General features: G+C 67.1%; 14 protein-coding genes. 12 read left to right on the top strand and 2 right to left on the bottom strand.

The window, feature by feature from the left end:
- The first annotated feature begins 33 nt into the window (after positions 1-33).
- The 11 genes from ABY44_RS28890 (at position 34) to ABY44_RS28840 (ending at position 9,871) form a co-directional block, all read left to right on the top strand.
- Positions 34-867: a DUF1295 domain-containing protein gene (locus ABY44_RS28890; RefSeq protein WP_212103873.1), complete on the top strand. Its 834-nt coding sequence runs from the start codon at positions 34-36 to the stop codon at positions 865-867.
- Complete coding sequence (locus ABY44_RS28885) at positions 864-1,964, top strand: SAM-dependent methyltransferase (RefSeq protein WP_212103871.1); 1,101 nt, start codon at positions 864-866, stop codon at positions 1,962-1,964. Before ABY44_RS28890 ends, ABY44_RS28885 begins: the two co-directional genes overlap by 4 nt.
- A complete protein-coding gene (locus tag ABY44_RS28880) occupies positions 1,961-2,581 on the top strand; it encodes a lipocalin family protein (protein WP_009687747.1) in 621 nt (206 codons plus the stop codon). The genes ABY44_RS28885 and ABY44_RS28880 overlap by 4 nt, the downstream gene beginning before the upstream one ends.
- 92 nt (positions 2,582-2,673) lie before the next feature.
- The gene (locus ABY44_RS28875; RefSeq protein ID WP_059698581.1) at positions 2,674-3,978 is read left to right on the top strand and encodes an NAD(P)/FAD-dependent oxidoreductase; all 1,305 of its coding nucleotides are present in this window, start codon (positions 2,674-2,676) and stop codon (positions 3,976-3,978) included.
- Positions 3,975-4,829 carry a DUF1365 domain-containing protein gene (locus tag ABY44_RS28870; RefSeq protein WP_059698579.1) on the top strand — a complete coding sequence of 285 codons (855 nt, stop codon included), beginning with the start codon at positions 3,975-3,977 and terminating at the stop codon, positions 4,827-4,829. Before ABY44_RS28875 ends, ABY44_RS28870 begins: the two co-directional genes overlap by 4 nt.
- Positions 4,826-6,043 (top strand): SAM-dependent methyltransferase, encoded by a 1,218-nt coding sequence (locus tag ABY44_RS28865; protein ID WP_060279538.1) that lies wholly within the window; start codon positions 4,826-4,828, stop codon positions 6,041-6,043. Before ABY44_RS28870 ends, ABY44_RS28865 begins: the two co-directional genes overlap by 4 nt.
- Position 6,044: 1 nt before the next feature.
- A complete protein-coding gene (locus ABY44_RS28860; protein WP_059517762.1) occupies positions 6,045-6,578 on the top strand; it encodes a chalcone isomerase family protein in 534 nt (177 codons plus the stop codon).
- 94 nt (positions 6,579-6,672) lie between these two features.
- Positions 6,673-6,843: a DUF2256 domain-containing protein gene (locus ABY44_RS28855; RefSeq protein WP_009687752.1), complete on the top strand. Its 171-nt coding sequence runs from the start codon at positions 6,673-6,675 to the stop codon at positions 6,841-6,843.
- A 620-nt stretch (positions 6,844-7,463) separates the two neighbouring features.
- A complete protein-coding gene (locus ABY44_RS28850; protein ID WP_234743362.1) occupies positions 7,464-8,219 on the top strand; it encodes a hypothetical protein in 756 nt (251 codons plus the stop codon).
- 99 nt (positions 8,220-8,318) lie between these two features.
- Positions 8,319-9,050, top strand: a complete 732-nt coding sequence (gene folE / locus ABY44_RS28845; RefSeq protein ID WP_009687754.1) for a GTP cyclohydrolase I — start codon at positions 8,319-8,321, stop codon at positions 9,048-9,050.
- Between the two features lie 116 nt (positions 9,051-9,166).
- Positions 9,167-9,871, top strand: a complete 705-nt coding sequence (locus ABY44_RS28840; RefSeq protein WP_060279567.1) for a sigma-70 family RNA polymerase sigma factor — start codon at positions 9,167-9,169, stop codon at positions 9,869-9,871.
- A gap of 222 nt (positions 9,872-10,093) precedes the next feature.
- Here the strand turns inward: ABY44_RS28840 and ABY44_RS28835 are convergent, their stop codons facing one another.
- Together ABY44_RS28835 and ABY44_RS28830 are read right to left on the bottom strand one after the other, a co-directional pair.
- Positions 10,094-10,546 (bottom strand): DUF3429 domain-containing protein, encoded by a 453-nt coding sequence (locus tag ABY44_RS28835; protein WP_059517766.1) that lies wholly within the window; start codon positions 10,544-10,546, stop codon positions 10,094-10,096.
- Between the two features lie 2 nt (positions 10,547-10,548).
- Positions 10,549-11,301, bottom strand: coding sequence for an SDR family NAD(P)-dependent oxidoreductase (locus tag ABY44_RS28830; protein WP_039369986.1), 753 nt, complete (start codon positions 11,299-11,301; stop codon positions 10,549-10,551).
- Positions 11,302-11,597: 296 nt separating this feature from the next.
- Between ABY44_RS28830 and ABY44_RS28825 the strand changes: the two genes are divergently transcribed.
- Complete coding sequence (locus ABY44_RS28825) at positions 11,598-12,611, top strand: NAD(P)/FAD-dependent oxidoreductase (protein ID WP_212103867.1); 1,014 nt, start codon at positions 11,598-11,600, stop codon at positions 12,609-12,611.
- The last annotated feature ends 5 nt before the right edge of the window (positions 12,612-12,616 follow it).

Genomic DNA, 12,616 nt, shown 5'->3' with positions numbered 1-12,616 from the left:
CCGTATAAAGGGTATCGCGCCCTCGGAGCCCGTATGCCCGCCGTCGTCGTTGCCCTCCTCGCCTTCGTCGGACTGATCCTGTCCTTCACGACGGTGTGGATTACCCAATTGCATTCCCGGAACGCCGGGATGATCGATCCGGTCTGGGCCGCGACGCTCGGCGGCGTCGCCGTGTTCGTCGCCGCGCTGGCGACCGGCCCGGAATTGAATCGTGCGCTCGTCGCCGCGGGCGGCGGCATCTGGGGGCTGCGACTCGCGCGGCACCTGTGGCGGCGCAACCGCGGGCAGCCGGAAGACCCGCGCTATCGACAGTTCCGCCTGCAGTGGGGCGACGCCGCGCCGCGCAACATGTTCTGGCTGTTCCAGTTGCAGGCGCTGATCTCGATGCTGCTGTCCATCGCGTTCTTTATCCCCGCATACAGCGCGGCAACCCCGTCCCGGTTCGCGATTGCCGCGGCAGTGGCGATCTGGATCGCCGCCGTCGCCGGAGAGACGGCCTCCGACCGGCAACTCAAGCGGTTTCTCGCGGATCCCGACCACGGCGGCCAGGTCTGTCGCGCCGGCTGGTGGCGCTATTCGCGGCACCCCAACTATTTTTTCGAGTGCGTGCACTGGCTCGCCTACACGGCGCTGGCGATCGGCATGCCGTGGGGCTGGCTGACGCTGTTCCCGCCACTCCTGATGGCATGGCTGCTGCTCAAGGTATCCGGCTTGCCGCTGCTCGAAGCGCGTCTGGTGCAAAGCCGGCCGGGCTACCGCGAGTACATGCGCACGACCAGCGCCATCGTTCCGTGGCCTCCGAGGCCGGCGCCCGGCCCTTCCCCCACTCGATCCGATCACCCTGAAGACCGGAGCACGCGATCATGACCGCTACCACCTCGCAACCGTCGCCGGCCTCGGCGGCGGCACCCAACGACGCCTGGCTGATCCGCTGCTGCGAGCGCGGCTGGCTGCCGGACCGGCTGATCCGGGCCGGCATGCGCTCGCTCATGCGGCAACGCCTGCGCGACGAACACGCGTATGACGGCGAACGGCGCGCGGCGGCCTACGACACGCTGGTGCGTGAACTGGGCGCGAGTCCGATCGCAATCGAAACGCTCGCGGCGAACACGCAGCATTACGAAGTGCCCGGCAGCTTCTTCGAGGCCCATCTCGGCCCGCGGCTCAAATATTCGTGCGGCTATTACCCGTGCGGCGACGAAACGCTGTCGCAAGCAGAAGAAGCCATGCTGGCGTTGTACGCGCAGCGCGCCAGGCTGGAGGACGGCCATCGCATTCTCGACCTCGGATGCGGCTGGGGTTCGCTGTCGCTCTGGCTCGCCGAGCGCTACCCGGCCGCGCAGATCGTCGGCCTGTCGAATTCGCACGGTCAACGCCACTTCATCGAGCGGTGCGCGGCGCAGCGCGGGCTGACGAATCTGCGCATCGTGACCGGCAACGTGGTGGAGTTCGACTTCGATCCCGAGGATGCCGGTTTCGACCGCGTGCTCTCGATCGAGATGTTCGAGCACATGAAGAACTACGGGCAACTGCTCGCCAAAATCGCGCGCTGGATGCACGACGACGGCAAGCTCTTCGTGCACATCTTCGCGCACAAGCTGCTCGCCTATCACTTCGCGGTGCACGACGACACCGACTGGATGTCGCGCCATTTCTTCACGGGCGGGACGATGCCGTCGGCCGACCTGCTGCTGCGGTTCCAGGACGACGTGCGCATCGCCCGCCAATGGTGGCTCGACGGGACTCACTACGCCCGCACGGCCAATCAGTGGCTCGCGTCGCTCGATGCGGCGCGCCCCCGGATCATGCCGATTTTCGAGACGGTCTACGGCGCCGACGCCCGCATCTGGTTCCAGCGCTGGCGGATGTTCTACATGGCGGTCGCCGAGCTGTTCGGCTATGCCGACGGGCAGGAATGGGGCGTCGCCCACTATCTGTTCGACAAGCGCCGGGTTCTCGCATGAGGGCCGAAATCTCATACCGGGTCGTCCGCCGCATCGCCGTCACGGTCGTGACGGCGCTCGCGATCGGGGCCGCCGGGTGCTCGGGCAGCCCGCCGAACCCGAATCCGCGCGCCGCCGTCCCGCTGTCGACCGTACCCGTCGACCTGCCGCGCTACATGGGCCGCTGGTACGTGATCGCGAACATCCCGTATTTCGCGGAACGCCGCTTCGTCGGCAGCCGGGCCGAGTGGCGCCTGCGCGACGACGGCCGGATCGACGACGCATTCGTCGGCCGCAAAGGCGGCTTCGACCAGCCCGAGAAGCACTACCGGTTCGTCGACGCCGTCAAGCCCGGCAGCGGCGGCGGCGAATGGCGCGTGCGGCTGTTCTGGCCGGTGTATGTCACGCAACTGACGCTCTACGTCGACCCCGACTACCGGTACACGATCCTCGGCTACCCGGGCAAGACGCTCGGCTGGATCTTCTCGCGCGAGCCGACGATGGACGAGGCCACCTATCGCTCGCTGCTCGCCCGGCTCGATGCGATGGGTTACGACACGTCGCGCTTCAGGCGGGTGCCGCAAACACCCGACCAGATCGGCAAGCCGGGCTTCGCGTCGCCCGGCGATCGCGAATGACAACCGCGCCTGCATCCGCCGCGTGCGGTGCGACGTATATGAGCACATGTGATTCCCGAACCTGCACTTGTGACTGACGGAGACCATTCGCGATGCACCCGGAACTTACAATGTCGCTGCCCGGCCGGCGGATTGCCGTCGTCGGCGCCGGCATCGCGGGCCTGGCCAGCGCGTACTTGCTGGCCCGCCGTCACCGTGTGACGCTGTTCGAGGCCGCCGACTATCTCGGCGGTCACACGCACACGGTCGACGTCGACCTCGACGGCGCACGCCACCCCGTCGACACGGGATTCCTCGTGTTCAACGACCGGACCTATCCGAACCTGATCGCGCTGTTCGACGAACTGGGCGTGGCCGCCCATTCGACCGACATGTCGTTTTCGGTTTCGGTCGACGGTGGCCGGCTCGAATGGGCCGGCAGCAACCTGAACACGGTGTTCGCACAACGCCGCAACCTGTTCTCGCCGACCTTTCTCGGCATGTTGCGCGACATCCTGCGCTTCAACGCGTCCGCGCAAGATCACCTCGAATCGGCGAGCCGGCAGCGTCTTTCGGTCGGGGAACTGCTCACGGCCGGCGGTTACGGCGCATCGTTCCAGCATCACTACCTGCTGCCGATGGCGGCCGCCATCTGGTCGAGCGCGGCCAACGACATCCTGCGGTTTCCGGCGGCGACGTTCCTGCGCTTCTGCCTGAATCACGCGTTGTTGCAGGTCAACAACCGGCCGACCTGGCGCACCGTCGCGGGCGGCGCGCGGCAGTACGTCGAGCGCATCGCCGCGACGCTCGACGACGTGCGCGTGAATACGCCGGTCCGCGCGATACGGCGCGACGACGCGGGCGTGACGGTGGCGACCGATACGGCCGGTCACGAGCGTTTCGACGCGATCGTGCTCGCGTGCCATGCGCCGACCAGCCTGCGGCTGCTCGCGGATGCGAGCAAGGCCGAGCGCGACGTGCTCGGCGCCGTGCGTTACCAGCACAACGTCGCGGTGCTTCATACCGATACCGCGTTGCTGCCGCGCCGACGGCGCGTGTGGTCGGCATGGAACTACCTGGGCGGCCGGCCGAGGCGCACGGGCGGCGAATCGCCGGTGTGCGTGAGCTACCTGCTCAACCAGTTGCAGCCGTTGCCGTTCCGCTCGCCGGTCGTCGTCACGTTGAATCCGGTCGACGAGCCCGCGCCCGACACCCAGCTCGGCCGCTACGATTACGAACACCCGCTGCTCGATCTCGCGGCCGTGGATGCGCAGCATCGCCTGCCGATGCTGCAAGGGCGGCGCAATACGTGGTTCGCGGGAGCGTGGACGGGCTACGGGTTCCATGAGGATGGACTGAAATCGGCGTTGCGCGTCGCCCGCAGCTTCGGCATCGCGCCGTCCTGGGCTCGCCCATGAACGCGCCCTTTGCCCGCGACGGCATGGCCGCCCGGCTGCTCGTCGGCACCGTGATGCATGAACGGCTGCGGCCGGTGCGCCATGCGTTCGCGTACCCGATATTCCAGGTCTGCTGCGACGTCGAGCGGCTGGACGAGATCGACGTCGGCTGGTTCGGCATCGATCGCCGGGCCCCGCTTGCGCTCGCTTCCCGCGACTACGGCCCGCGCGACGGCCGCGCGCTCGGCCCGTGGATGCGCGATGTCCTCGCGCGCGCCGGCATTCCCGCCGACGGCCCGATCTGGCTGCAGACGATCCCGCGCATCTTCGGCTACGCATTCAATCCGGTGAGCTTCTGGTACTGCTACGACCGCGCGGGCCGGCTGCGCGCGCTGTACGCCGATGTGCGCAACACGTTCGGTGCGCACCACGGCTACCTGCTGAGTGCGATGCGTCACGCACCGATCGACGCCGACACCGTGCTCGTCTGCCGCAAGACGTTTCATGTCTCGCCGTTTTGCGACATCGTCGGCGATTACGCGTTTCGCGTGCGTCAGTGCGGCGACCATCTGAGCGTGGCGATCGACTATCGCGACGACGACGGTCTGCTGCTGCGCACGGCAATCGGCATGCGGTCCGCGCCGCTGACGGCGGCACGCGCATGGCGCGCGCTGGCCCGGCAGCCGCTGAACGCGATCAACGTCGTCATTCGCATTCATTGGCAAGCGCTGCGGCTGTGGCTCGCGCGCGTGCCGTTCCACGGCAAGACGCCCCCCGGCCGTTCCGCCGCTGCCGATTCGCCATTGTCCCGTTCGCCGGGCGCGTCGCCACACGGCCGCTCGGCGATGTCCGATCACGAGGCTCGCCCATGACCTTGCTGCGCCTGCTGTCTTCCGCCTCGCAACCGGCGATGCCGCTCTCGGCCCGGTTGTTCATCGCGCTGCTCCGGCAAATCAACGACGGTCACCTGACGCTCGTGACGCCCGAAGGCGCGCAGCATGTGTTCGGCGATCCGCACCGCCAGCCGGCCGCGACGCTGCAGGTCCGCGACTGGCGGGCGTGCCGTGCGATCCTGCGCGCGGGCGACATCGGATTCGCGGAAGCGTATCGCGCCGGCTGGATCGAGACGCCCGAACTCGTCGCGCTGCTGCGCCTCGCGATCCGCAACCAGCCGGTGATCGCGAAGACGGTGACCGGCGGCCGCCTGGCACGCCTCTGGTACGCGCTGCGTCACCGGCTGAGGATGAATACGCGGGCCGGCAGCCGCCGCAACATCCACGCGCACTATGATCTCGGCAACGACTTTTACGGATTGTGGCTCGACGACACGTGGACGTATTCGAGCGCATGCTTCGACGGCGACGCGCAGCGTTCGCTCGCCGACGCGCAAACGGCGAAGTATCAGCGCATCGTCGATTCGCTCGGCCTGCGCGCCGGCATGCACGTGCTCGAGATCGGCTGCGGCTGGGGCGGGTTCGCCGCGCATGCCGCGCGGCAAGGCATCCGCGTGCATGGCGTCACCGTCTCGCAGGCGCAATACGCGCTGGCCCGCGAGCGCATGGCGCGCGACGGGCTGTCCGATCGCGTCACGCTCGAATTGCGCGACTATCGGGACGTCGACGGCCAATACGACGCGATCGTGTCGATCGAGATGTTCGAGGCCGTGGGCGAAACATTCTGGCCGGTGTACTTCGACACGCTCAGGCAGCGCCTGAAGCCCGGTGCTCGCGCGCTGATTCAATCGATCACGATCATCGAGTCGCTATTCGACGCGTACCGCACGTCAAGCGACTTCATTCGCGAGTTCATCTTTCCCGGCGGGATGCTGCCGAGCCCGGAGCGTTTCGTCGATGCCGCGCGGCGGGCCGGCCTGGCCGCCGAACCGGTGCTGGCGTTCGGCGACGACTACGCGCGCACGCTGCGCACCTGGCGGGCCGCCTTCGAGGCGCGCATCGACTCGGTGCGTGCGCAACGGTTCGACGAGACGTTCATTCGCACCTGGCGCCTCTATCTCGCCTATTGCGAAGCGGGATTTGTCGAGCGGCGGACCGACGTGATGCATTTCATCGTGTCGTCGGGCGGCTGACATGCGGCGCAGGCTTGCGATGCTCGCCGCAGTCGCGGCCGCGGCGCTGGCTGCACCCTTGTTCGCCGGCGCGAGCTGCGTCGACGACATCGCGTCGGCGCGACTGATCGGATCCGGCCGGTTCTGCATCCTGGGCATCTGTCTGTACGACGCCCAGCTGTGGGCGCCGCGGCCGCCGGGCGCGTTCGACACGCCGTTTGCGTTGTCGCTGGCCTACCGTCACGACGTGAAAGGCGAGCGGCTAGTCTCGACGGGCATGGACGAGATCGAGCGACTCGCACCCGCACCGTTGCCGGCGGCGACGCTCGAAGCATGGCGCCGCGATATCGAACGGGCGTTCACCGACGTATCGCGCGGCGACGTGCTGTGCGGTGTGTATGTGCCCGAGCGCGGCGCACGCTTCTACACCAACGGCCGCCTCACGGCCGACGTGACCGACCCGGCGTTCGCGCGCGCATTCTTCTCGATCTGGCTCGACCCGCGCACGCGGGCAAAGTCGTTGCGCCGTCAGTTGCTGGGCGACGATGCACGCTGATTCGACGGTGAGCGGCGATGGTCCGGTGTATCGACGCCGGCAGCGCCGCTCGACCGGACAGTTCGCCAGGATCCTTCTCGACGCGTGATTCGCCATGGTCAACAAGATGCACTTGCCTGAGAAGACATGCGAGACCTGCGGCTTGCCTTTCAGCTGGAGAAAGAAATGGAAAGCCGCCTGGGACGAAGTCCGATATTGCTCGGAGCGTTGCCGTCGAAATCGGCGGCCGCGTTCCCGCATGAAGCCAAACGCTGCACGTTGGTGACTTCGCGTTGACGAGCCGGTCGCGAGCAGCGCGCGGGCCCGGTTGGCGCTTCGATCCGAGATGGAATGCTCGCGCCTGTTTTGGGCAATCCGGATCGATCGGCGCCGGTGCGCGCACAGGCGCGCTCGTCAGGGCAGTCCTCCCCCTTCCCCGTGGCCGTCTGGTTCCCTATAAGCGGCTCACTCCGCCCCGTTTCAACTGCACGACGCTTTGCGGGAACGGCCGCGGACCGGATCTCGCCGTATCGACACGCAAATGTGCGACACGGTCGATGCACACATCGAAATCGCGCACCTTCCGGCGTACTTTCTGGCCCGTCGCGGCGCAAATTAACCACCACCCCATTGACCCCGGAAGTCGTTTCATACGCCACACCAACACGAAATTCCCTTGCACAAATGAGGACTCCCGTGCTCGCAACGCAACCTTACAGCACCGACGCCTCAAGTGACTCAAAATAATCCGGGGCAAATTGTTGCGTGAATCACTTTTCCGCTTCACTTTCCGGAAAATTTGCATACAATCCAGCTGTGACGCATGAATCGACCGAGGGAGGCCCCGTGCCAACACGCAATCACGACATCAAGCCGCGCCGGTTTCCGGCGTGTCCGGCTTCATGGATGGCGCGCGTGTCCGTCGCCCCGGCACGCAACCCGTTACACCACGTCGGTGCGGCGCTCGACCGGCCGATTGAATCGCGCTTGCGGGTCGCCGCGCAGCAGCGCGGCCAACGCTGCCGGCGCCGCTCGCCGCTGGTGACCGACCGGTGTGCAAGCGCCGGCCTGCAGGGCGCACTGCCCGAACGGCGATCGCACACCGTCGCGGCTCGCGTGTGTCCCACGCTACTCGTCACGGGCGTCCTGACTGCATCCGACGAAACGATCGAGCAGGCCGGCCTGCACGTCAGCGAGCGCGTCGAGTCGGTGCCGCGGGCGCTACGGCAGCCGGGCCCGGCTGTCGACGCCCTGATCGCCGAGGTCTCGTCGTTGCAGATGAATCTGGCGATTCAATTCGTGTCGCTGGCACAGGCGCGCCGTGTCCGCGCGGCCGCGGTCATCTATGAGTACGGCAGCGTGCAGGCGCTCGCGTTGATCCGCCTTGCAGGGTTCCACCTGTTTCACTCGGTCGGCGGCCGCGTCGACCACGCGTTCGTCCTGGCCAGGTTGCAACAGTCCGCCGCCGTCATGCTCGCGGCGAAGCCGACTGCGAACGACCCGATGTTGCGGTTCCGCCGGGACGTCGGCGGCTGGGCCCCGGCAACGCCAATGGGTCCGTCGTGCGCGGTCAGGACCGGATCTCCGGTCACGCTGCCGGGCCGCCATGCACGCCCGCGCACGCCAGGTGAGCGCCGCCCGGTCGGCGCGTCGTCGAAATAGCGGCGGCGTTCGCCCGGTTTTTATCCAAGAAACACAGGCAAATCATCGCCTCTGTCGCGATCCATCGCATGACCCCCTAACCTCGAGAAACGAACCGACATGGGCAATCTGATCGACGCTCCCGAACACACCTTGACTGCGATCGACGAGGGCATTCCTCTGTCGCACATCATCCGTCGTCGGCTGGAGAACGCGGGCGCGCGCTTCCATGCGAACGACAACATCGCCGCGCACCTGCGCGACGGCGAACTCGATGCGTTGCAGAACGAAGTTGCGCAGGGAATGGAAGCGGTGCTGCGCTCGCTCGTGATCGATGTCGACAACGACCACAACACCCGGGAGACCTCGCGGCGCGTCGCGAAGATGTTCATCCGCGAAGTGTTCGCGGGCCGCTACGACGCGGCGCCGTCCGTCACCGAATTCCCGAACGTCGAGCGGCTGGACGAGTTGCTGATCGTCGGGCCGCTGCGCGTGCGCAGCGCCTGCTCGCATCATCTCTGCCCGATCATGGGTCGCATCTGGATCGGCGTGCTGCCGAGCGCCGCGTCGAATCTGATCGGCCTGTCGAAGTACGGAAGGCTCGTGAACTGGGTCATGACGCGCCCGCAGATCCAGGAAGAAGCGGTCAAGCAGATCGCCGATCTCCTCGAATCGCGCATCTCGCCCGACGGGCTTGCCGTCGTACTCGAGGCCGAGCACTTCTGCATGCATTGGCGCGGCACCAAGGACGACCAGGCAAAAATGACCAACAGCGTGATGCGCGGGAAATTTCTCGCGGACGCATCGCTTCGCCGAGAGTTTCTCGCCTTGTTGTCCGGAAAGAATGCGTAATGCGCGCGACAGGCATTCGCGACGAATGCGATGGCACCGTGCCCGGCCATGAGCCGCGCCCGCTCGTCACCTCGGGCGCGCAACAGCGCGAAGCGCAAAGCCATACGGAGTTCCCGATGAACTGCTCGCAAGATTCGCTCCGCCCGTCGTCCGGCAAGGGTCGATCGACGAAGCCGCATTCAGGCAGGCAGCAACGCCGGGACGCGTCCCGCGGGAGGTCGCGCCCGGGCGGCAGAACGGAATTCACCGCCGATGCGGTCGTTCAGCCCGACGAAGCACCCGACGCGCATGCGGAACTCGACCAATTGCTGTCTCGCGTCGCCGCCGGCGACGAGCACGCGTTCGCGCAGCTGTATCGATCGACGGCGGCGCGGCTGTACGGCGTGATCGTCCGGATGATCCGCGACCGCCACGAAGCGGAAGACCTGCTTCAGGACGTGTTCACGACGGCGTGGCGTCGCGCCGATTCATTCGACGCCGGACGCGGCACGGCGATGACATGGCTGATGACGCTCGCACGCAATCGGACCATCGACCGGATCAGGCAGCACCGCGAGGTTCCGCTCGACGACGAACTGGCGCTGTCGATCCCCGACGAGAACCCGACGCCCGATCTCGGCGCGCAGGCGAGCCAGGAGCGCCTGCGTCTGGAGCGCGGGCTCGCGCATCTGGGCGAACGGCAGGCCTATGTGCTGCGGGAAGCGTTTCATGGCGGCGCGTCGTACGCGGAGCTGGCCGAACGCATGCAGGTGCCGCTCGGCACGATGAAGAGCTGGATTCGCCGCAGCCTGATGCGACTCAAGGTGTATCTCGAGCAATGAGCGCGCGAATCACCTCGCGGTTCGATCGCGCTGCGCGAGTCGAACCGCGCGCCGTTGAATCGGCATTTGCAGCGGCGGCGGCAGCGCGCCGCTGACTCGATGGAGAGGCGACAGCATCGTCGCCGCGGGCCTGCGATATTTCATCGTGATGCCCCCCCGAATTCGATGCTCCGGCACTCGGGTCGGCGAGCTGTTCAGGACGTCGCCACGGAGGGATTCGGATCAACCGTTCATCGAAGGCGCGGCGGCCAGCAGCGAGAGACTTGCCACACTCGTCAACAGGCACCGCAACGCGAAATACCAGGCCGGAACGAAATCCTTTCTCCACAGCACGCCGTCGACGGCCGCGCAGGCGACAAGCACGATCGCCATTGCCGTGAGCCGCGCGCCGATGCCCGGCATCATGAGCACGGCCCACGCCATCAATGCGGGGATCACGCTCCATCCGTAAAGAATGCGCTGGCGGGGCGGCGACTCGGATGCGCGCAGCGCGACACCCCAATGCACGGCCCCGACGAACGACGCGATACACGCGGCGTAGTTCAGCAGCGCGTGCACGTAATCGTCATTGGCAGCCGACGCGTGGACACTCAGCCACGACAGCGCGACGAACGGCGCCAGGCCGGCCAGCGCCAACGCTGCGGGAACGCGGTAGCGATGCAGCGCCGCACGCATGATCACGACCTCGGCGAGACGATCAGCGCACCCTGGCCGCCATCGACGCCGAACTGCTGGCCGGTCACCCATGACGCATCGGCGCTCAACAGGAACGCCGCAAGCGCGGCGGGATCGTCGCCGACGCCGAGTCGTCCGAGCGGATTGGCGTCCGCGAGGCGCTTCGCGACCTGCGGCGCACTCGTCAGACGCGCGGACATCGCCGAGACGATCAGGCCGGGATGAATGCAGTTGACGCGAATCCCGCGCGCCGCGTAGGTGGCGGCCGCCACCTGCGCGAGCGCGCCAACCGCGGCTTTCGCGCTGGCGATGGCTTCATGGTTCGGGAACCCGGTTCTCGACGCGACACTGCCGAACAGCACCGCACTGCCCCCGGCCTGAGCGGCGAGCAACATGCGGACGAACGCGCGCAATGCGTTCCATGCCGAAAAGTAATTCGCCGCAAACGCGTCATGCAGTTCGGAATCCGAAGTCGAATGCATCGGCTTGACGACGATCGAGCCGACGCAATGCGCAAGCCCGTCCGGCACACCGAATCGCTCGACGCCTGCCTCGAGCGCCCGATCGAGCGCCGCCGCATCAGTCGCGTCGGCGGGCGCAACGACCACACGCTCGCGCGACATCGTGTCGGCAAGGGCGCCGAGACTATCAGCGTGTCGGGCTGTGAGCACCATTGAAACGCCCTTGGCGTCCAGCCGGCGCGCAAGTGCGCTGCCGACGGCTCCCGTTGCCCCGCAAATCCAGACAAAAGCCATGACGACTCCTGTTGCAAGCACCCTTCCCGCGCGGGGACTCCGGCTCCTGCGCGCGCGGCGCTCGACGACCGCCGCACGATGCGCAGCCGGGCCGCGACATGCCGTTTGTTCACAGTTTCTATTCTATGCCGATTCCCGGCGGGATGAAGCGATATAACGACTCATGATGACTTAACGAGTCAAAATCTACGTGTCACATTTCACAAATATCGACTTCATATGCCCGAGCGCGACATAGAATTCAATATGAGCGCTAAGAATTTGCGCAATATTCTGCATTTTTTTAGACGAATCAGATGACTTCATTTTCCGATTCGCCCGCCAACATCGCGATCGTCGGCGCGGGAATCGCCGGACTGGCCTGCGCGCGCGTCCTCACCGATGCGGGCCACCGAGTGACGGTGTACGAGAAAAGCCGTGGCGTGGGCGGGCGCATGAGCACGCGCCGCGCGGACGGCTGGCAGGCCGATCACGGCGCGCAGTATTTCACCGCGCAACATCCGGCATTCGTCGCCGAAATATCGCGATGGGTCGCCAGCGGCGCTGCCGCCCCGTGGGCCGCGCGCGTCGCATCGATCGGCTCACTCGGGCCGCGGGCACTGCTCGCGCCAGCTCAGCGATTTGTCGGCGTGCCGGGCATGACTGCGCCGGCGCGCCATCTGTCGGCCGGAATCGAAACGGTGCCCCAGACGACGATCACGGGGTTGATGCGAGACGAACATGGCTGGCGACTGATCTCGTCCGAGCATCGTGCGCTGGACGCGCGTCACGACGTCGTCATCGTCGCGGTTCCGGCGCCGCAGGCCGTCCCGCTCCTGCAGCGCGCCGAACCGGGTCTCGCGGTGATTGCCCAGCGTACCGAGATGCGCCCGGCCTGGGCCGTGATGGCGCAGTGCGGCCATTTGCCGAACCCGGGATTCGACGCCGCATTCGTCAATTCCGGTCCGCTTGGCTGGATCGCCCATGACACGTCCAAGCCCGGGCGCACCGGCGCGAGCACGTGGGTGCTGCACGCGACACCCGACTGGAGCCAGGCTCATCTGGAGGCGCCGCCCGAGCAGATAACGCGCACGCTGCTGGACGCCTTTCGGGACATCGTGGGCGCCACCGCCGACACGGCAACCGCCCATCGCTGGCGCTATGCCGAGCCGGCGCCGTCGTCTGTCGCGACTCCCGGCCGCTTTGCGTGGCGGGCTGGCCCGCGCATCGGACTGTGCGGCGACTGGCTGGGCGGCGGCAAGATCGAAGGCGCGTGGCTCAGCGGCACCGGCCTCGGCGGCGCGGTGGCCGACGCCCTGATCACGCACTGAACGGC

The sequence above is a fragment of the Burkholderia sp. ZZQ-2 genome (genome assembly GCF_050768715.1).
GTDB lineage: Bacteria > Pseudomonadota > Gammaproteobacteria > Burkholderiales > Burkholderiaceae > Burkholderia > Burkholderia cepacia.
This window is presented reverse-complemented; position numbering and strand designations above follow the sequence as displayed.